17 protein-coding genes are annotated in these 20,560 nt (G+C 70.3%); 5 read left to right on the top strand and 12 right to left on the bottom strand.

Annotated features, from left to right (window positions below):
- Positions 1 to 151: 151 nt before the first annotated feature.
- From ABN028_RS26365 to ABN028_RS26355, 3 genes are read left to right on the top strand one after another with little or no spacing between them, the layout of a single operon-like run.
- Entirely contained in the window at positions 152 to 1,891 is a 1,740-nt protein-coding gene (locus ABN028_RS26365) for a class I mannose-6-phosphate isomerase (RefSeq protein ID WP_349698476.1), read from the top strand.
- Positions 1,888 to 2,826, top strand: a complete 939-nt coding sequence (locus tag ABN028_RS26360) for an ROK family protein (RefSeq protein ID WP_349330506.1) — start codon at positions 1,888 to 1,890, stop codon at positions 2,824 to 2,826. Before ABN028_RS26365 ends, ABN028_RS26360 begins: the two co-directional genes overlap by 4 nt.
- Positions 2,823 to 3,845: a LacI family DNA-binding transcriptional regulator gene (locus tag ABN028_RS26355; protein WP_349330505.1), complete on the top strand. Its 1,023-nt coding sequence runs from the start codon at positions 2,823 to 2,825 to the stop codon at positions 3,843 to 3,845. Before ABN028_RS26360 ends, ABN028_RS26355 begins: the two co-directional genes overlap by 4 nt.
- A 93-nt stretch (positions 3,846 to 3,938) precedes the next feature.
- Here the strand turns inward: ABN028_RS26355 and ABN028_RS26350 are convergent, their stop codons facing one another.
- On the bottom strand, positions 3,939 to 5,168 hold the full coding sequence (locus ABN028_RS26350) for an APC family permease (protein ID WP_349698475.1): 1,230 nt from the start codon (positions 5,166 to 5,168) through the stop codon (positions 3,939 to 3,941).
- On the bottom strand, positions 5,168 to 5,551 hold the full coding sequence (locus ABN028_RS26345) for a VOC family protein (RefSeq protein WP_349330503.1): 384 nt from the start codon (positions 5,549 to 5,551) through the stop codon (positions 5,168 to 5,170). The genes ABN028_RS26350 and ABN028_RS26345 overlap by 1 nt, the downstream gene beginning before the upstream one ends.
- Positions 5,552 to 5,612: 61 nt before the next feature.
- On the opposite strand from ABN028_RS26345, the gene ABN028_RS26340 reads away from it, so the two are divergent.
- Both ABN028_RS26340 and add read left to right on the top strand, forming a co-directional pair.
- Positions 5,613 to 6,404: an arsenate reductase/protein-tyrosine-phosphatase family protein gene (locus tag ABN028_RS26340; RefSeq protein WP_349330502.1), complete on the top strand. Its 792-nt coding sequence runs from the start codon at positions 5,613 to 5,615 to the stop codon at positions 6,402 to 6,404.
- A gap of 45 nt (positions 6,405 to 6,449) precedes the next feature.
- Positions 6,450 to 7,499, top strand: a complete 1,050-nt coding sequence (add, locus tag ABN028_RS26335; RefSeq protein WP_349698474.1) for an adenosine deaminase — start codon at positions 6,450 to 6,452, stop codon at positions 7,497 to 7,499.
- 63 nt (positions 7,500 to 7,562) lie between these two features.
- On the opposite strand, the gene ABN028_RS26330 is transcribed toward add, so the two are convergent.
- From ABN028_RS26330 to ABN028_RS26285, 10 genes are all read right to left on the bottom strand, one after another.
- The gene (locus ABN028_RS26330) at positions 7,563 to 8,486 is read right to left on the bottom strand and encodes a DUF3152 domain-containing protein (protein ID WP_349330500.1); all 924 of its coding nucleotides are present in this window, start codon (positions 8,484 to 8,486) and stop codon (positions 7,563 to 7,565) included.
- Positions 8,487 to 8,856: 370 nt separating this feature from the next.
- Positions 8,857 to 9,594 (bottom strand): UMP kinase, encoded by a 738-nt coding sequence (pyrH, locus tag ABN028_RS26325; RefSeq protein ID WP_349694113.1) that lies wholly within the window; start codon positions 9,592 to 9,594, stop codon positions 8,857 to 8,859.
- A 158-nt stretch (positions 9,595 to 9,752) separates the two neighbouring features.
- Positions 9,753 to 10,181, bottom strand: coding sequence for an SHOCT-like domain-containing protein (locus ABN028_RS26320; protein ID WP_349330498.1), 429 nt, complete (start codon positions 10,179 to 10,181; stop codon positions 9,753 to 9,755).
- Between the two features lie 82 nt (positions 10,182 to 10,263).
- Positions 10,264 to 10,524 (bottom strand): hypothetical protein, encoded by a 261-nt coding sequence (locus tag ABN028_RS26315; RefSeq protein WP_349330497.1) that lies wholly within the window; start codon positions 10,522 to 10,524, stop codon positions 10,264 to 10,266.
- Positions 10,521 to 10,880 (bottom strand): DUF2089 domain-containing protein, encoded by a 360-nt coding sequence (locus tag ABN028_RS26310; RefSeq protein ID WP_349330496.1) that lies wholly within the window; start codon positions 10,878 to 10,880, stop codon positions 10,521 to 10,523. Before ABN028_RS26310 ends, ABN028_RS26315 begins: the two co-directional genes overlap by 4 nt.
- Positions 10,881 to 11,109: 229 nt before the next feature.
- Entirely contained in the window at positions 11,110 to 12,492 is a 1,383-nt protein-coding gene (locus tag ABN028_RS26305; protein ID WP_349698473.1) for a phosphotransferase, read from the bottom strand.
- Positions 12,492 to 13,523: an RsmD family RNA methyltransferase gene (locus ABN028_RS26300; RefSeq protein WP_349698472.1), complete on the bottom strand. Its 1,032-nt coding sequence runs from the start codon at positions 13,521 to 13,523 to the stop codon at positions 12,492 to 12,494. Before ABN028_RS26300 ends, ABN028_RS26305 begins: the two co-directional genes overlap by 1 nt.
- Positions 13,524 to 13,618: 95 nt before the next feature.
- The gene (locus tag ABN028_RS26295; RefSeq protein ID WP_349330493.1) at positions 13,619 to 14,449 is read right to left on the bottom strand and encodes an ABC transporter ATP-binding protein; all 831 of its coding nucleotides are present in this window, start codon (positions 14,447 to 14,449) and stop codon (positions 13,619 to 13,621) included.
- Positions 14,449 to 17,466: a hypothetical protein gene (locus ABN028_RS26290; protein ID WP_349698471.1), complete on the bottom strand. Its 3,018-nt coding sequence runs from the start codon at positions 17,464 to 17,466 to the stop codon at positions 14,449 to 14,451. Before ABN028_RS26290 ends, ABN028_RS26295 begins: the two co-directional genes overlap by 1 nt.
- Before the next feature lie 8 nt (positions 17,467 to 17,474).
- The gene (locus ABN028_RS26285; protein ID WP_349698470.1) at positions 17,475 to 20,552 is read right to left on the bottom strand and encodes a hypothetical protein; all 3,078 of its coding nucleotides are present in this window, start codon (positions 20,550 to 20,552) and stop codon (positions 17,475 to 17,477) included.
- Positions 20,553 to 20,560 lie beyond the last annotated feature (8 nt).

Here is a 20,560-nt window from a genome sequence, read left to right as displayed (position 1 = left end):
CGCGCCACGACTTCGACCGGAATCGGCCTTTTACAGCAGGCGCCTCGCTGATCTGCCCGACCTGGGGCGGCCAGGTACCCTTGCGCGGGCGGCCCGGCTACCGGCATGGTGTCGATACCACAGGCGGGATCGGAGTCGAGGAGGACAAGCGGTGACGGGGACAGTTGCGTACGAGGCCAACCCGGCCTATCCGCCGCTCGGCGACGCCCCCGGCGCCACCGTCCTGCGCGGCTGGCCCCACGCGGTCGCGACGCTGCCCTCCGCGCCGTTCGTCCTGGCGATCGACGGCCCGGCCATCCTCGACTGGTCAGCGCTCGTCACGGGTATCACCAAGGCGCTGTCGGGCGCTGGCACTTCCGCAGAGTGGCTCGACCTGCGGGCACACTTCGCACCGTGGGAGAAGATCGTCGCCGCCACGGAGTCGGCCGCGCTCCCGGAGGATCCAGACTTCGCCACCCTCGCCACGCACGAACTCGGCGACCTCTTCGAGGAGCTGCCGGAGCCCGATCCGACGGCCGATCCGACGGCCGGGCGTAGTGCCCTCGTCGTCTTCGGGCCGGGCGCAGCACTCGTCCACCACGACGTCCTGTGGTACGCCGACCTGCCCAAGCGGCACGCCGAGGCTGCCGTCGTCGACGGGACGGGCCGGAACCTCGGTCAGACCGACGACGCGGGCGCGGGCACGACGAAGCGGCTCTTCTACATCGACTGGCCGATTCTCGACCGGCACCGGGACGCGATCGCCGGGCGGATCGACCGGTGGATCGACACCCGGGACTCAGCCAACCCGAGCTCCCTCGACGGCGAAACGCTTCGGCGTACGGCGGCCGCTCTCGCGACGAGGCCCTTTCGTACCCGCCCGACGTTCAACACCTCCTCGTGGGGCGGCCACTGGGCGCAGCAGGAACTCGGCCACAACCCGGAGGCCCGCAACACGGCACTCGGCTACGAGCTCATCGCGCCGGAGAGCGGAGTACTCATCGGCCAGGCGACCGGCGCGCAGGTCGAGCTGCCGTTCCAGCTCGTCGTCAGCCAGCGTCCGGTCGAGATCCTGGGCGAGCGGGTCCACGCACAGTTCGGCACGTCGTTCCCGATCAGGTTCGACTACCTCGACACCGTGGGCGGCGGCAACCTCTCGGTCCACTGCCATCCCCAGTCCGACTACATGCGACGCGTCTTCGGCTGGCCCTACACCCAGCACGAGACCTACTACATCCTCCTCGGCGGTGAGGACCGGCAGGTCTTCCTCGGACTGAAGGACGGCACGGATCTGGAGGTCTTCCACCACCGGGCGCGGACCGCCGACGACCACGGCGTGCCGTTCGACATCGAGGAGTACGTCCAGACGTTTCCGGCGACTCCACACCAGCTGTTCCTGATCCCCGCCGGCACCCCGCACGGCAGCGGCGAGGGGAACGTCGTCCTCGAGGTCAGCGCGACGCCGTACCTCTACAGCCTGCGGTTCTACGACTGGTTGCGGCGCGACGAGAAGGAGCGCCAGCGACCTGTGCACGTGCGACATGCGTTCGCGAACCTGGACCGCCGGCGGAGGGGTCCGGCGGTCCGCGAGCAGCTGGTGCAGCAGCCGCGGGTCCTTCGCTCCGGAACCGGCTGGCACGAGGAGCTGCTCGGGTCGTCGCCGGAGATGTTCTTCGAGGTACGCCGCCTGGTCGTCGAGGCGGGCAGAGCCGCCCAGGACGACACCGACGGACGCTTCCATGTGCTCAACGTCGTCGAGGGAAACGGCGTCGCGGTCGAAACCGCGAGCGGGCACCGCCACGACCTCGCCTACGCGGAGACGATGGTCGTCCCCGCCTCGGTGGGTCCCTATCTCGTCCGCGCCCTCGGCCCTGACCGGGCCCGGATCGTCAAGTCGCTCGTGACGTCATGACCGTCCCCGCCTCCCTCCGCGTGCCCGTCCGCACTCTGGTTCCCGTGATGGACATCGGCGGTACGCATGTGACGGCCGCGCTCTTCGACCCGGCCGCGCAAGCTGTCCTTGACAGCGCGCGTCAGCGCCGCCACCGTCGCCCGCTCGACGCATCGGCCTCCGCGACCGATATCGTGCAGCGCCTCGTGCGATGCGCCAACGACGTCGCCGCACCACCGGACGCGGCCTGGGGTGTCGCCTTGCCGGGACCGTTCGACTACGAGGGCGGCATCGGATTGTACGAAGGCGTGGGGAAGTTCGATGCGCTGAAAGGTGTCGACCTTCGCCAGGCGTTTCTCGACGCTGTGAGACCGGCGCCGGCGGAGGTCCATTTCCTCAACGACGCCAACGCGTTCGCCGTCGGGGAATGGGTGTCGGGCGCGGCGGCTGGGCATGACAGGGCGCTCGCCCTCACCCTCGGCACCGGCGTCGGGTCGGCCTTTCTCGACCGTGGGCGGATCATCGAGGAAGGGCCTGCCGTACCACCCGAGGGTCGTGCCGACCTGCTCACCTTCAATGGCCAGCCGCTGGAGGAGACCGTCTCGCGGCGAGCCGTTCTGGCGAGATACTCAGCCATGACCAGACGCGACGACCCGCGGTTGGATGTCCACGACGTGGCACAACGGGCCCGGGACGGCGACATCCTTGCGGAAACGGTGCTGAGCGGGACGTTCCGCGCTCTGGGCGAGGCGCTACGGCCGTGGGTCAACCGGTTCGGCGCCACCGTGGTGGTGGTGGGTGGCTCGATGGCCGGGTCGTGGGATCTGATCGCCCGACCGCTGCGTACTGGCCTGGGTGGAACGTACGGTCCCGCGGTCGTCCATGCCCGGCACGGCGACGACGCCACCCTCATCGGGGCGGGAATCCACACGATCCGGCAGGGCCGGCGACCGTGACCGACGCACCGACCCCGCGACGGGCGCCGACGATGCGCGATGTGGCCGACCACGCGTCGGTCAGCCCGATGACCGTGTCCCGGGTGCTGCACGACGACCCACGCGTGTCCGGGCAGACGAGGGAACGCGTCCTCGCCTCCGTGGATGCGCTCGGCTATCGCCGCAACGAAGTGGCCCGCAACCTGCGGCTGGGACACACCAGCGGCCTCATCGGGCTCGTCGTCACCAACCTCGCCAACCCCTTCTATTCACAGCTCGCCCTCGGGGTGGAGTCGGTCGCGGGACAGAACGGCCTCAAGGTCGTCCTCACCAACACCGACGAGGACGTCGGGCGCGAACGCCGGCTGGTCGAGGAGCTCACCGCGCGCCGGGTCGACGGCATGATCGTCGTCCCCGCGGGCAGTGACCACTCCCACCTCGACCCGCAGACGCCCGGATCGGTCCCCGTCGTCCTCGGCGCGCGTCCACCCACCAACCTCGCGTTGGACTGCGTACTCGTCGACGACTTCGGCGGCGCCCGCGAAGCGACCGCCGGTCTGCTGGCAGCCGGCCACACCCGGGTCGGCTTCCTCGGCCTGCCGCCGTCGGTGTGGACCAGCTCGGAACGGTTCCGGGGTTTCTGCGTCGCACTCGAGGAGGCGGGCGTCGGCCTCGACGAGCGGTACGTCCGGCTGCAGCAGCGCACCATCCCGGCCGCCGAGGACGCGGCCCGCGAGCTGCTCCGCCTGCGGCGCCCGCCGACCGCGTTGTTCTGCGCCAACAGCCGCAACACGCTCGGCGCGTATCGCGCGGCCACCCGACTCGGCGTTGACGTCGAACTGGCAGGCTTCGACGACTTCGAGCTTGCCGACGTTTTGGGCGTGCCACTGATCGTGGCGTACGACCCGCGCGAGCTCGGCCGGCGGGCGGCGGAGTTGTTGATGGAACGCATGAGCCGTACGGACACCGAACCTGAGGTCCAGCCGCGGCGGATCGTCGTCCCCACCACCGTCGTCCGCTACGGCAACGCGACCCGCTGAGGTCCAGCTCGGTGGGGTCGAAGCCTCCCTGCATGGTTTATGCGTCACCATCGCCGGCTTCTCGGCCGCGGAGCAGGAACTCGTGACGCGTGATCACACAGCACGGCGCAGGGCGTAGACCGCGACGCCGACGACCAGTACCGCCGCCCCTGTGATCACCGACGACAGTGGCAGCGCGAACGCCAGGACCACGCAGCCGATCGCGCCGAGCACAGGGATGGGGCGCGGCGGCCGGCCCTCGTCGGGCCCCAGAGTCCACGCGCTGGCGTTGGCGATCGCGTAGTAGACAAGGACGCCGAACGACGAGAACCCGATGGCGGCCCGCACGTCCACCGTCGCCGCCAGGACCGCAACGACCGCGCCCACGACCAGCTCCGCACGGTGCGGAACCCTGAACCGAGGATGGACCGCGGCCAGCGCAGGTGGCAGGTGCCGGTCGCGTGCCATCGCCAGCGTCGTCCGCGACACGCCCAGCAGCAGGGCGAGCAGTGACCCCAGAGCCGCCACCCCGGCACCTACCCGCACCACGGGGGCCAACTCCGGAAGGCCGGCCGCACGTACCGCGTCGGCCAGCGGTGCCACCGCCTCGCCCAGGCCTCTACTTCCCAGCACGCTCAACACGCCGACGGCGACCGCCGCATAGACCACCAACGTGATGCCGAGCGCGAGCGGGATCGCCCGGGGAATCGTGCGTTCAGGATCGCGGACCTCTTCCCCCAGGGTGGCGATGCGCGCGTATCCCGCGAATGCGAAGAACAGCAGGCCCGCCGCCTGCAACACGCCGCCGACCGAAGCGTCCGCTCCGACGTCCAACCGCGCCGGTTCGGCCGCGCCGGAAGTGAAGCAGGAAACGACGACGGCGGCGAGTACGGCGAGGACCACGGCGACGATCGCCCTTGCCAGCCAGGCGGACTTCTCCACGCCGACGTAGTTCACGGCCGTCAACGCCACCACCACCGCGACCGCGACCGCGTGCGCCTGCGACGGCCATGCGTACAGCCCGACGGTCAGCGCCATCGCCGCACACGAGGCCGTCTTGCCGACCACGAAACTCCAGCCGGCGAGGTAACCCCAGAAGTCGCCGAGCCGTTCGCGGCCGTAGACGTACGTACCACCGGAGGCCGGATAGCGGGCGGCCAGGCGCGCCGATGACGTGGCGTTGCAGTACGCGACCACCGCGGCGACCGCCAGGCCGACCAGCAACCCGGAGCCCGCCGCATGGGCCGCCGGTGCGAGCGCGGCGAAGATGCCGGCGCCGATCACCGACCCGAGACCGATCACCACGGCGTCGCCGACGCCGAGCCGTCGCCGCAGCTGCGTCATCAGCGGAAGGACTCGAAGATCTCGACCGGATTGCCAGAGGGATCGTCGAGGAGAATCTGCTTGCCTCCGCGCCCGGTGACGATGGTGTTGCGGAACGACGTGCCGGCAGCGGTGAGGCGCTCGACCTCGGCTTCGAGATCTGGGACCTGGACGGTGATGCGGTTCCAGCCGCCTGGTTCCGGTACGCGCCCGTCGGGCATGGCCTGGCCACCGCCGCCCTCCCCGCCCGGTTGGGACAGGGCCAGCCGCAGAGCACCGTGCGCGAGAATCGCGAAGCCGGGTGCCGGATGGGCCTGGACGGTGAACCCGAGCTTGTTCACGTAGAAGTCGACGGCGGCCGAGACGTCATGGACGATGTAGCGCACGGTGGCGGTCTCAGTCATGACCCTTCTCCCATTCGCGACAGAGAGCTTCTATCAAACCACATTGATGTATCATCGGTCCATGGTGTCTGACCCGGATGTGGCGCCGCCGCCGTTCGTCCAACTGGCCGGCCACGAGCTGAGGTGGCGGCTCCTGCGGGAGCTGGCACAGAGTGATCGGCGGGTTCGAGAGCTCGTGACCGAGATCGACGAGCCGCAGAACCTCGTCTCCTACCATCTGGGCAAGCTGCGTTCCGCCGGGCTGGTCACCACGCGCCGCAGCAGCGCCGACGGTCGCGACATCTACTACCACCTCGACCTGGCCAGGTGCGCCGAGCTCCTCGCAGGGACCGGCGCGGCCCTGCACCCAGGGCTCGCCCACGCTCCTTCTCCCGCCCCACCGCGGCGCGCGTCAAGCCGCCGGGTCAGGGTGTTGTTCCTCTGCACCGGAAACACGGCCCGGTCCCCGATGGCCGCGGCGCTCCTTCGCCACCGGACGCACGGCAAGGTCGAGACCACGAGCGCCGGCAGCCATCCCAAGCCCCTGAGCCCCCATGCCGTACGCGCGTTACGGGAGTACGACGTCGACCTGTCCGACCATCGGCCACGGCACGTGGACGCCTTCACCAGTGAACGGTTCGACTACGTGATCAGCCTGTGCGACCGGGCACGGGAGGTGTGCCCCGACTTTGCCTACCATCCCAGGTTCGTGCACTGGAGTATTCCCGATCCCAACGCCGCAACGGCTTCCGACCCCGGCGGTACGGGATACCCGGCCTTTCGCCGGACGGCGGCCGAGCTCGACACCCGCATCCGCTTCCTGATTCCCGTACTCCAGCAACAGCCACGTGGCCAGCCGACCCGACGCCTCTGAACGTGCGGTCCGTTCCTCGCCCCACGCGATGAGAGACTGTTCGGCGTGGGGGACACGTCGGCTCGGGCGCATCGAGCGCCAGTACATCGACCAGATGGAGCCGGTCGCGACCTCACCTCGCTGCCGAAGGCACACCTGCACCTGCACCTGGCCGGAGCGATGCGACCGGCGACACTGCGGGAGCTCGCCGCCCGCTACGGCGTCCCGGCACCGGCGCACGACGGGCGCGGCGTCAAGGACTGGGCGGAGTTCCAGCAGCTGTACGACGCCGCGCGGGCGGTGATCCGTACTCCCGACGACATCGGTCGCGTGGTCGCCGAGGCCGCCGCCGACGACGCCGCGGACGGGTGCGGCTGGCTGGAGCTCCAGGTCGACCCGACGTCCTACGCGGAGACGATGGGAGGGGTCCGCGCGGCCCTCGAAGCGGTGCTCACCGCAGCCGCCTCGGCGCCGATCCCGGTAGGAGTCATGGTGGCGTCGAGCTGGGCCAGATCACCCGACCATGCCGAACGCCTTGCCCGGTTGGCAGCTGCGTACGCCGATGCGGGCGTGGTGGCGTTCGGACTGTCCAACGACGAGCGGCACGGTGAGGTGGCCGCTTTCGTACCCGCCTTCCGCCTGGTCGCGGACGCGGGGCTCCTCGCCAGCCCGCACTCGGGCTTCTACACCGCCGCTCCTCATGTCCGCGAGTGCGTCCACCTGCTCGACGCGGCGCGGATCGGCCACGGCACGTCCGCGGTGGGCGACCCCGAGACCCTCGCCTTGTTGGCCGAACGGCGCGTGACGCTGGAGGTCTGCCCCACGTCGTACCCGCCGTTCGGCGTCCACGCACTCGACGAGGTGCCGGTCCAGCGGTTGCTCGCCGCCGACGTGCCGGTGGCGCTCGGCAGCGACGATCCCCTGCTGTTCGGGGTCGGACTGGCCGGGCAGTACGCCATCTGTCGTGACCTGCTCGGCCTGTCCGACGACCAGCTCGCCACCCTGGCGGGCCACAGTATCGAAGGGTCAGCGGCACCACCGGAGGTCAAGCGCGATCTGCGCACCCGCCTGGACGACTGGCGCCGACCGGAGCGCTTTCAGGGGCCAGCTCGCTGAATCACTGGCCCCTCGAACATCCCTGCCGCTGAGCTTTCCGCCATCCTGTGCAACAGCGAGGATTTACTCCTCGACCGGTGCGGTGCTCGCGGGCCGCTCGAGTTCTGACGCCAGGGGCCACGCATTGGGTCGGCACTCGCCGATGGCCTCGCTCTGCGGCATCATCACCGGCGCGGGCACTCCGCCGCCCGCGCATGCCCCATGACTTTTGCCAAGCAGGTGACCGATCGCGTGGTTGAGGACGTAGTCGTGGAAGTTGTCGAGATCCGCGCCGAACGTCTCGGCCGGGGCTGCCCATGCTCGCGCATCGATCACGATGCGATCCTTCACGCGACAGGTCAGGTGGTCGTCACTTTCGGCCTCCCTGCACAACCGATCAGCCGTCATCGGTGTCGCGAGCAGGATGTGCAGATCGACCGGTCCACTGTCGACCCGCTCGAATGAGGCCCAGCCGCCGTATGCCCAGCCACGGTGATCACTCAACGTGTCGTGTACCGCCTGACCGACCTTGACCGGAGGAAACGGCAGGTCCCGCTCGACATCGACCTGGTAGCGGATCAGCTTGCCGATGCCGTTGCGTCCGGAACGTCCCAGGGCGACGGCGAAGTTACCCGAGCCCTTCTCGACAATCCTGACCGGCGGCCTCGGCCTCGTCGTCTGTGGGTGCTGCGGTGTTGCTGTCGCCGATGGCGTGGCGCTGCCGGTGGCCTCCACCGGGAACGGACCTCGGTCCTTGGCGCGCGGGTTCGCCCCGTTCTCCGTTGCCTTCTGGTCGTTCGTACCCCTCTGGGCCAACTGGGCGGTGGGCCGGTCGGAAAGGTCGGCGTTCGGAGCGACGACCTGGCCTGAAGGTACGGCGAACCCGAACCAGTCGGCGAGCGCGAACCCGATGACAACTGTCGAAAGAAGAGCGGCGGTGGCGATCCAGACCTTGCGCCGTGGAGTCCCGTGCGTACCTGTGTGACGTACCTTCCTGCGGGCGGTCATCGTCGGCGAGTCCCTCCCCTGGTTGATCCACTCACCGGGGCCACCCCTGGAGGTCTGGCGACGCTCTCGCCTGTCGCGCCGGCCTCCTGGAAGCCGACCGGCTCAGCCGCGAGTGATCCGATGCAGGGCAAGGTCGTGCTGCGTCCGCCGCATGGTCATACGCCGTGAGCCGGCCCTGTCGATCCGAACCGGGTTCTCGATCCGATCGCAGGCCCCATCGACAGTCCCCTACCCCGTGCTCGACCTCGGCTACCCGGCTTGCTGTGCGACCGTGTTCGATCCGCATACGTACGACCGAACCGCGGCGGCGCCTGAGGCGCCGTCCGCCACCTGCGACCCGTGACCTCGGCAACGACCGCGATGCGGCACCTCAGGACCAGCTGGTGGAGACGTCGCTGGCGATGTGGGTGCCGTGCGCTTCGCCGCGGCAGATTCCCGCCATCACGCCCGTGCGGTCGATGTCGAACACATGCAGCGGCAGCTTCTGGTCCCGGGCCAGGATGAACGCGGCCTGGTCCATCACGCGCAACCCCTGCCGAAGCACGTCGTCATAGGTGATGGACCGGTAGCGCCGCGCCGAGGGATTCCCCGCCGGGTCACTGTCGAAGACACCGTCCGCCCCGTGCTTCGCCACCAGGATCGCCTCCGCGCCGATCTCGGCTGCCCGCTGCACCGCGGGGTAGTCGGTGGTGACGAACGGCTGACCGATCCCCCCGGCGATGATGACGATCTTGCCCTTGTCGAGGTGGCTCATCGCCCGAAGTCTGATGAACGGTTCGGCGACCGAGCTGATCGGAATCGCCGTCATGACACGAATGTCGTGCTCGCCCAGGGCCGTCAGCTTGCCGCGCAACAGGATCGCGTTGATCACTGTGGCGAGCATGCCGATATTGTCCGCCTCCACTCGGTCGATACCCCACTCCTCAGCCGAGCTTCCGCGGAAGACGTTGCCGCCGCCGACGACGATCCCGACCTGGATACCGATGTCGCGCGCCTGCAGGACCTCGCGGGCAAGGTGGTCGAGTGCGCCCGCGTCGAAGCCAGACTGATGGGGCCCGGCAACGGCCTGACCGCTGAGCTTGATGAGGACGCGTTGGTATCGCGGCATGCATGCTCCCGTCGACGTGAATAGCCCGCCGCACTCTACTGCCCAGCGTGGCCGCCGCCACTGACCGGCGCCGGCCACGTCACAGGAGCGTTCTCGTGGCCCGCTACGCCACAGATCATGGAACTGAGGTGATGCAGAGGTTCGGCCGGGGCGCGGTGCTATTCGCAGAACACCCGGACCTTGGCATCGGGCTGGTCCACGTCGACCGTCACCTCGTCGAGCTGCTCGATCAGGTCTTCGATGTGTTCCGGCTTGAGCCGGCTCAGGTCGATCGGCATCCCTGAGTTGTGCATCTCCTCGTTGACCTGACCGAGTGCCTGCGGCGGAATCAGGGTGGTGAGCTGGACCCCTGCCCGCAGCAGTTGCAGCGGGATGCGCACGTTGACCCGGCCGGGCCCGTTGCCGTGGTCCGGCGTGTTCTCCACCAGGACCCGCAGGAACTTCGGCCGACGTTTCGCGCCCGGCTCCACTGCCGTTGATCGCTGGACGGGCCGGTCCCGCTCCAGCGCGGCGATCAGCTGCTCGGCCTCGTCCGCGGTGATCTGCCCTTCGGCCAGCATCTGCAGAATCTGCTTGCGGTCGTTCATGGTCGCCTTTCCTCCGCATTTTGGTATGGGTGGGGCTGTCTTGATGTGGTGAGCGTCAACGTCGTGAGGTGTCGTCAGTGGGCTATCTGAAGTGGAGGAGCAGTCCCATACGGGCCTGCTCGATCTCGATCCGAGTTCCGCCGAGGGCATACAGCAGCCGCCAGCCGACGCCGAACGCCCGAGTCGGGCTGATCCGGTAGACCAGGCAGGCGACAGTCCCCGCCACTGCGGCGAGGAGCAGCACCGGCGAGAACACCAGGGCCACGGGCAGGATCGGTACCCAGAACCGCACCCAACCGCCCTGTCGGCGACGGAATCTCACGGTCACCAGCTGCGGCATCATCGGGACGCCTCCAGCTCTTCCACCGCGTCCTGTGCGCTGATCTCGCCACGCCGCAGCCGGTCGAGGACGTCGGCTTTGGACGGAGCCGGGTCGGTGTCAACGAAGTCAAGACCGCTGGCGATCCGGTTCAGCCGGGACTTGATCGTCGGGTAGCTGACCCCGAAGATCCGCTCCATCTCCTTGATCGAGCCGTGGCACCGGACGAACGCGGTGACGAACACCTGGTCCTCGGCGCCCAGCGCGGCGAGCTGTGGCAACTCGAACTCGCCCTCGATCGCGACTCCGCTCGCCAGGCGTACCCGCTCGACCACGAACGCCTGGCCGCGCGTCAGGTTGGTCAGATCCTGCCAGTCCACTCTCGCCTCACCTCCGCCAATGAGTCGGGTTAATCGTGATCTCAGATTTTTTAAGTTATGAGCACCCTAGATCTTAATTTTTCCAATCTCAAGGCTTTGGCGTGGTGAATATCCGACATGGCCGGACCAGGAACCGGGCACCGGTGGCGGCACTCCGCTCGATGACCGGCCGACACCACGACCACATCGACGACTGTCCGCAGGACACGACACTGCAGCGCGCACACCGTCAGAGCAGGTGGGCGTAGCGGCGGACCGTTTCACACCACCAGTCGAGCTTGCCGCGGGAGAATCGGCGGTGAACCGGATCAGGGAAGTCGACCGCCGAACAGGTCAGCGCCGGTACCAGACCGGACGCCTGACCGAGAAGGCACAGCCCGAGCGCCCGCTCGTCGTGCCGGCCATCCCGAAGGGAACGCCACAACCCAAGGAGTTCGTCGGTACCGAATGCATAGAACTGCGCGAAGTTGGCAAGCCATGCCGCTTCGGCCTCGGGTGGGCCGGCCGTGGCCAGACTCCAGTCGAACAACACCAGCTCCGACCCGACAATCGCGGCGTTCGCGGGAATCGCGTCCCCGTGCAGGAATGCTGGCTCCAGCCCACCGGTGACACGAACCGGATCGGCGACGATTCCGCGTACGACGTCGACGACATCGGAGGGGACCACCTGGTCCAGCAGACCCCATCCTCGGGCGACTTCCTTGACGAACTGGTCGGGTTGGTTGTACTCCCGCTCCACCGCCGACGGCCACAGGAGCGCCCACCGCTGCTCGAGGCTGGCAAGGCAGTCGGGAACTCCGCTGCCCTTGAACGCGGCGTACATCGCATCGAGGGCAGAGACATAGCCGCGCATCTCCGCCAGCGAAAGGCGGCGACCGCGCAGCAGGTACGGCGTCAGGTCACGCGAGATGGTGACCCACATGTCGGCCCCGAACGGTTCGGCGGCAACGATCGGATGCGAGAGGCCGTCCGGTAGTCGATCGAGCCACCCCTGTGTCCACAGCGCTGCCTCGCGGCCGGTGTCCCCGGTCAGTCGGCCCTGCCAGTCCTGACCAGGTACGCACCACTTGACGAAGAAGGTCTCCCCGCCCGAGGTCTCCACTCGCTCGATCGGCGTTCCGCTGGCGCCCGGCTCGGCAGCGTCGCGTTTGACGGCTGACCCATACAACCCACGCAACACCGGGCCGGGCTCGCCCTCGGGACGCCGCTGCTCAGACCGCGGATGGTCCGAGACCACCAGGTGGCGATGGACGCCTTCCTCGCCCACATGGAGATAGTGCGTACGTCGATGCACGGTCCGCTGAGCGCGCTGATCCGCAGCGGAGGGAACGCGCCACTCCAGGTCCGCCACCACGCCGACGACCGAGCCCGCCTGGTCGGAGAAGACGCGGGACGACCTGTGCAGCAGCTCCCCCGGCTGCCCGTGCCAGCGTTCTAGGACGGCAAGCGCCCCGTCGCGCGAATGGGCGTGAACGACCTCCCCTGGCACGTACGCACCGAACTCCACCGACGGCGTGTAGCACCGACCAACGGCGGCACCGCCGTCCCCGAGCACGACCACCTCGTACAGCCCCGCAACGAAGCGATCAGCCCACTCGCGGCCCGACGTCATCAGGGGGTGCGCCTCAGCAGATAGAGGCACGGACGGTGGCCTTTGGCGAACACCTGGATGCGTTCGTCACCACGCCAGTCCGGGCTCGCTGACACAAGTGCGTCCATCAGCCGCAACTCCTGCGTCGCCACGATCATCGTCGCCCGCTCCGTCGCAAGCTCCGTAGAGCGACGCAGCAACGCGTTGTAGAGTTCGCGATTCTCCCGATGCGATCCATGCTTGTCGCCCCAGGGCGGGTCGGCGACCAGCAGGTCGAACGTCCCGACACCGTCAAGGGACTCACCGACCCGAATGTCGCTGGAGATCAGTTCCGCGCGCCCCGCCAGGCCGGCAGAACGCAGGTTCTCGACAGACGCGGCGATCGCCTCATCGCTGTGGTCGACGCCAACAGCGCGTCGCACGGGAGCCACCAGCAACCTCTCGACAAGGAGGGTCCCGGATCCGCACATCAGGTTGAGGAAACGGTCCCGCGGATCTGGCCGCGTCCACCGCACCATCGCCGCCGCGATCGTCGCGTTCAGGCCACCGGGGTAGGGCGCCGTACGCCACTCGCGCAGCGAAAGTGGCCGGGTGCTGAGGCGGACCAGAACCTCCCATCCGCCCCTCGCCCACGACGGACGGAACCTCAGATGGCAGTTTCCCTCGTCCTGGTCGCGCGGCAGTCCGGTCAGCGACTCCAGCTCGCGCGCGATCCTTGCGAACACCGCCGAGTCGGCGCCGGCGGCACCGATCCGGATGCCGCGCGGGGGCAGCGACCGATTCAGTGACCGGACCCGCGCGACGGCATCGGCGATCGCCGGAAGGTACTCCGAACTCAGCAGCGACCGCGGCCGCGGGACCGGAAAGCAGAGCACGAGGTACGCGGCCAGGACCGTCCGCAGACCGAACAGCCGTCGCGGCGATCCGCCGTAGGTGAAGGAGATCTCAGAGCGCCCGTCCGCCTCCCGCACCCGGGTCACGTCGCCGAGCTCCCCCAACTCCGAACGTACGAAGGAAGCCAGCCCAGGCAGGAAGGTGACCACCAGCTTCATCCCGAAGATCCTCGCGTACGCAGGCCGCGAGAGGCCACCGGATTAGCCGGCCCAGCGGCGGGAACCAGCGAACGGCTGGACGCTGGAACGAACGGCTACTGGGGCTCGGACTGCAGGCGTACCGACCCGTCGTCGTCATGGTCCACGACGAACAGCGTGCCGGGCGGAAACTCGCCGAGCACCTCGGGTGGCAACTGGACCGTGCCGTCGCCCGCGACCACCGCGAAGTCCTGCCCGTCGCGTCCTTCCGCACCGACCCGGCCGTCGCGGATGGTCACCACCCGGCCGAGCTGGGACCCGACCTCCGGGTCGTGGGTGACGACGACGATGGTCGTGTCCCGCTTGGCGTTGACCGCCTTCAGCGCGGCCAGTACCTCGTCGCGGCCGGCCGTGTCGAGTTGGCTGGTCGGCTCGTCGACGAGCAGCAGTCCCGGTCCGGCGGCGATGCCCACCGCCAACGCCGCACGCTGCTGCTGGCCGGCCGTCAGCTCGGCCGGCTTCGCCTTGCCCAGACCGGCGAGCCCCACCAGGTCGAGGATCTCGTCGGCCTCCGCGAGCTCGATCCCGCGGGTGCCAGCCGCCCGTCGCTGCGCCAGCCAGATGTTGCGGTGCAGGCTTGCGTACGGCAGCAGGTTGCGGCCGACCCCCTGCAGCACCACGCCGATCTCGGTACCACGCAGCCGGTTCAGCTCCGCGTCGCTCAGCTTGCCGATGTCGTAACCGCCGACACCGATCCGGCCCGCCGCCGGCCGCATCAACCCGGCCAGCAGCGAGATCAGGGTGGACTTGCCCGACCCGGACGGGCCGACCAGCGCGACCATCTCGCCCGAACTGATCGACAGGTCGACACCGGAGAGTGCCACCACGTCCGAGCCCTCGACCCGGTAAATGTGCACCACTCTCCGGCACACCACCGTCAGGCCCATCAGCCCACCTCCTGCTGTCGTCTGATCACGTGCCGCTGCCACCAGCCGCCGGCGGCTACCCCGGCGAAGAGGACGGCCACGACCAGCAGCTCCGCCACCGCAACAGGCGCCCATCGCGGCCAGTCCGTGAGCAGCGCCTCGTCCACACCGAGGGGCAGCCGCTCACCCGCGGCGAACCATGCCCCGGCGGCGGCGAGCATGCCCGTCACCGCGCTGGTCACCACGATGCCACCGTACGACCACAGCGCCGCCCCGGTCGTCGTCCGTTCTGCCGTCCCCTGCGCCCGCAGGGCGCGCATCCCCGGGCTCCACGTACGCCGGTCCACCACGACGATCAGGGCCAGCGCGCCGAGCCCGACCAGTACCGTCACGCCGGCACCGAGCTGGTAGGACTGCAACGCCAGCGCCGCCCCGGACCTGTCGATGGATGCCTGGATGCTGGCGACCGTCCGGTCACCGGTGATGACCAGGCCCTCCTCGCGGAGCCGGTCGACGACCGAGGCAGGAGCGTCCGCGGTCAACCAGACCTGGGGGTACCCGGCCAGCCCGGGATCCCGTGCGAGGCGCTCGGCGTACTCCAGATCGACGAGGGCGCCGGTCGTGCCGACGCCGGGGAGACCGTCGAGGTTCGCCTTGGCGTCGAACCTGACCGGCTGGTTGTCGACGTTCGTCAGGAGCTTGCCGGGCAGCTGGCCGGCGGTGACGGCGGGCAGCGGGTACGGCACGTCGACGGCCAGCAGCTCGTACTCCGTGTCGGGCCAGGGGTCGGGCTGGGACAGGAGCAGACCGTCGGCCGCGCCGTTGGCCCAGAGCTGCTCGGTGACGAGCGCTCCCTCCGGGGCACGCCACCGGCTGTCGTCGGCGAGCTGCTGGGACGTCAGGACATCACGGCCGTCCTGGCGTAGGGACCCGAGCGTGACGCCGAACCGTCGTACGTCCTCGTCGTTGGTGGTGGCGGTGACGCCGGTGAGCCGGCAGCCGTCCTCGCAGCCGGCGATCTCGTCGGTGTACTCCCGTTGGTCCGCGGTCACCGGCCCGAACGTGGCGACTTCCCGGTCACCTGACGGCGACAGGAGACGGACCGTGACGGTCAGGGACTCGTCCTTCGTGAACGGATCCGGCCGCAGGTCGGCGGTGAGGTCGCCGTCGCCGACCATGGTGGGATCCGGCGCGGGAGGGCGCAGCGACGCCGCGATCTTCGCAGGATCCACCGCGCCGTAGTGCTCGGACCACAGCGCCACGCGAGCGAGCCGGGTGGAGTCGACGGCCACCACGGGCGGGTCGTCGTCGGTGGTGCTGCGGGCGGGCACCACGGCCATCGCGTGGGTACCCTCCGGGTCGGCCGCGCGGACCGCCCGCAGGAAGTCCTGCCGGCCGACCTGCTGCAGCTCCAGCACCCGCGCCGCGCCGAGGAGTTGCTGGGCCTCGGCGAGCCGACCCTGTGCGGCCACGTCGGTCGCGGTGGCGGCGAACCCGAGCGTCCCGAAGACGAGGACGAGAACGACGAGCAGCCGTACGGATCCCGCCGGCCGCCTGGCGAGATAGAACGCCGCGACCGCGGGACCGATCCGGCCCCGCCGCAGCGACCATCGACCGGCGAGGTCGAGGAGCGGCTTGACCGCCAGCGACGCCAGCATCGCCACCGCGAGGATGATCAGGACGGGTGCGGCGACCATGACGCCGACCAGGTTGCCGTCGAGCGAGCGCAGCTCGACCACGACCACGATGCCGAGAGCGATGGCGAGGACCTCCACCGCCGCCACCGCGAGTCGCCGGGAGCGTGGCGGGACCTGCCGCAGCAGCGACCCGATCGGGCCGGCCAGTTCCCGCCGCAGGGCGAGCAGGCCGGCCGCGAGCGTCCCGGCGGCGGCCAGTCCGGCGGCCAGCAGCTGGGCGCGGTCGATCGGGACGGGTTCGCCTCCACCCGGCGCGATCAGCCAGACAAGCGGCGGCGTGAGCGCCAGACCCGCGGGTACACCGGCGAGTAGCGGAAGCAGGCTCTCCGCGGAGACGGTGGCGGCCCGCGTCGGCCACTTCGCCCCGCGCAGCACCACCGCGCCGATCTCCAGCCGCCGGCCCCAGATGCCGTGGCCGACGGCGAGGTGAATGACGAACCAGCACAGGGCGATCAGCGGCGCCGCGGCGATGGGGAGCAGCGCCCGGGCGTTCTCGCCGTGACCCTCGATGCGATCCAGCAGCCGCGGCAGGGTGGTGAGCGGCCCGGCGCTGAACGGGTCCTCCTGCATGAGCCGCTCCTCGACGGCATCAAGCTGGCGGCGGATCTGCGGGACGCGTTCCGGGGTGAGCCGGTCGGCCGGCAGGACCGAGTCGACCCAGATCGTCTCGTGTCCGTGGACGAGTGTCTGGAGCGTGGTCCGGTTGGTGAAGAGCTTGGGGGTGTCCAGCTTGCCCAGCGGGTCCTGGAGGACCCAGTACGGTGCCGCGGCGTCCTTCGGCTCGAACACCCCGACGAGAGTGATCGAGGCCGGTGGTCCGTCCGGCTGCAGGCCGTCCTGGGTACGCCGAACCGGTGTGAGCACGACCCCGTCGCCGGCGTGGAGCTTGAACTCGCGGGCGAGGTCGGCGGGGAGGGCGGCCTCCCGGTTGCCCACCGGACAGCGGCCCTCGGCGAACGTGACGTACGGACAGAACCCGTCCCTGGCGAGCAGGCTGTACGCCTCATTGGTCGGCTGGCCCGGTTCGAGCCCCTGCACCTGGATCTGGCCGGTCGTGACGGGGGTGAACCCGGCCAGCTTCGACCGCGCGTCCGCGTAGGCGGCGAGGTCCTCCGAGGCGGCCGTCGCGGCCCCGTCGTCGGAATCCGAGGAGTCCACCGACACCGGCGTCAGCGACACGACGAGCTCGATGTTCTCGGCGGTGGCGAGTTCGTTGTCGACCGCGGCCCGGTCGATCGCCACCGCGAAGGCCGGGACGCTCACGGCCGCGACGGTGGCCGCCATCGACAGGACGAACAGCGTCAGCGCCTGGCCCCATCGGGCGGCGAGCTGCGTGAACACGAGGCCTATCACGAGCGCTCCCGGGTCCGGCGGACCAGTGCGGCGCCGGCGGCGAACACAACCGCACCGAGCACCGCGGCCGTGGCGCCCGCGGCAGCCACGACCGGATACGGATGGAGGGAGACGGTGGGAAGGATGTCCCATCCGTCGACGAAACCGGGCGACAGGATCCGGCCGATCGCGGCACCGGCGAGCCCGGCGAGGACGCCGACCACGATCGCCGTGGCCACCACCGCCGCGAGACCGCCATAGCCCACGGCGCGGACGATGCGAAGGTTGACACCCTGTGCCCGCAGCGCGGCGAGTTCTGCCGCCCGCACCGGACGGTCCCGGGACGCGTCGACCAGCACCACGCCGGCGGCGAGCAACAGCCCGACCACCGCCACCGCGGCCTGGAACCGGCCGCTGACCGCGTTGCCCTGGGCATGCAGCTGGCTCAGTCGATCGGACAACGACTCCTCGCGCAGGGGCGTCAGTCCCACCTCGCGCAGGTCGTCCACGATCGAGGCCGGTGCGGTCGAGGACAGCCACACCTGCGAGGTACTGCCGCCGACGAGCGGGAACGGCACCAGCCGATCCGCGTAGGTGAGGTCGACCAGCGCACCGACCTTGCCGTGCCGCGGCACGAGAGACGCCGTACGGACGACCTCGGTCGGCACGGACGCCCCGGGCAGCGGAGGAAGGCGTACCTCCGCGGTCGAATCGGGCCGCCAGCCCGCGACGACCACCGGCAGGGGGGCGGGAGTGTCCGCGACGTACGCCCAGTCGGAGCGGTCGACCGGCACGCCCTTGGGAGGCTGCGACACGGTGAGGCGCAGGGCGTCCTCGCCTGCGGCAATGGCCGGTCCGAGGTCCCGGGGACCCACCGCGGGCCGCCACCGGGTCGGTTCGGACAGCAGTCGCGCCAACGTCGTCGCCGACTCCGCGCCGGTCGAGCCCGCGGGCGTCGGATACAGCTCGACCTGCGTACCGCCGCGCGGCGGGCCATGACCGACCGCGGCGGCATCGTCGGAGCGCGCGCTGATGGCGTCAGGTCGCTCCGGCCCGAGGATCTGGACACCGACCAGCCGGCATCCTGAGGCACACGCGGGGACCTCCGTGGCGTAGGTCTCGGGCTTGTCCCTCAAAGGGCCCACAACCGCGTCGACCGGCTCACCGGTCTTCAGCGCCCGCAGCCGGATCCGCAGATGTACGACGGTGGACCCGCCAGGGTGGGTGGCCGCCGCCTCGAGCCCGAACTGGTCCGCCCTGATCACGACCGGCTTCGGCTCGGCCGGGCGCAGGGCGGCGGCGACCTGGTGGACGTCGCCGCCGTACCCATCGCGCCAGCCGGCGACCACCCCCAACCGGCTGCTGTCCACCGCGAGGATCGACGGGTCGTAACTGATGCCCGGCTGGTCGACCACCGCCATCGCCTGGGTGCCGTCCGGGTCCACCGCCCGGACACCCTCCATCAGCTCCACCACGTCATCGGCGGCAACGGTGACCACCCGGTCGGCGCCGACCTCGAGGGCGGCCCGCTGCCACTGCGTACGTGCGCTCGTATCCCAACCCACGAAGGCCGTCGTCACCAGCGCGACCGCGACCACGACCAGCGCGAAGAGCCGGTGGGTCTCCGGCCGACGCGCCATCAACGCCGCGATCAGCGTCCCCGCCAGCCGGCCCGACTGGCGGGCGCGGACGGCCAGCCAGGTGGCAAGGGGCGGCACCGCCCAGGCGGTGATGAGAGCGATACCGAGGGCGGCGAGTGCGGGCGCCAGCAGCGGCAGCCCTTCGACGTCGCGCTGGATCACCAGGGCCTGCACGACGCCGTACGCGGCGAGCCCGATCAGCACCAGGTCGACCACGGAGCGGCGCCACCGCGGCCGGCGCATCGGAATCCGCCGCAACAGGTCCCGCACCGGCGTGAAGAGGGTGCCGACCTGCGCCGCGACCACCGCCACGAGGCCACCGGCGAGCGTGAGACCGACGAGAAGGAGCGAGAGGAGGAACGCTGTGCCGCCGGCGCCACCCTCCAGCGTCCCGGCCATGACCTGGCCGACGCCGAGCCCGACGGCGGCACCGACCACGGCGCCGGCCAGCAGGGGAACCACACTCTGGCCCAGCACCAGCATCCAACCGCGACCGGACGGCGCTCCCCGAAGTCGCCACCAGCCGACGTCGCCGCGGATCTGGACACCGCCCTCGCGGACCACGACGGCGAGGGCGAACCAGGTCAGCAACAGCAGCACGATGATGCCGACGCCGACCCCCGCGGTGACGTTGCGCCGGTCCCGGGCGATCCGGTCGATCAACCCGTCCAGCTCCATCGTGCTCGCGGAGTAGCCCTCCTCGCGCAGCTGCGACAGCCCGGTGTCGAGCCTGGTCGCCAGCTTCTCCATGTCCATGGTGGCGAACGCCCGGGGAGAGGCGAGCAGGTCGTAGGTGTAGGTGACCCGCTCCTGCCCCTGCAGGGTCGTACGTACGGTGAAGACGGTCGCCCGGTCGCTCGACGTGTCCGAGCCCCCGCTGATGAGGTCGCCGTCGCCCCAGTACGGCTCGCCCGGGTCGATCACCCGGTAGATACCCGAGACCCGTGCGGAGAATGGCTTGTCGTTCGTCGCCTCGATCTGCAGCCGGTCGCCCACCTCGAGCGCGAGCTCGCCCGCGAGGGTCGACGGAAGGGCCACGTCGCCCTTCCTGGTCGGGCAGTCCCCGGCCACCACGAGGTGCTCGCAGACGTCCTCGCGCACAGCGAGGTGCACCTCGGCGGGCTCTTTCTCCGACGCACCGGGGAGCAGCTCACCGGAGACGGAGCCACCGACGACCGACGTGAAGCCGGACGGTCTGAACTGTTCACGCGCCCCGTCGATCGCCACCGCGGACGTGGTGTCGCCGCTGCCGCGCCACCCGGCGAGCCAGGTGACCGAGATCAGCCGCTCCTCGACGGTGGCGCCGTTCACCGCCGACACCCCGGCCTGCTGGGTGGCTCTGACGGCGTACGACGGCGCGGCCGCCAGGGCGGCGCAGGCCAGCAACGCCACCAGCGCGACGATGACAGCCTGCCTGCGGCGAGCCGCGAGGACATTGCCCAACACCACCCACATGCAGGTGC

The organism is Actinopolymorpha sp. B17G11, from assembly GCF_040196095.1.
Classification (GTDB): domain Bacteria; phylum Actinomycetota; class Actinomycetes; order Propionibacteriales; family Actinopolymorphaceae; genus Thermasporomyces.
Note: the sequence above shows the minus strand (reverse complement) of the source record. Positions and strands in the feature narration are given on the sequence as shown.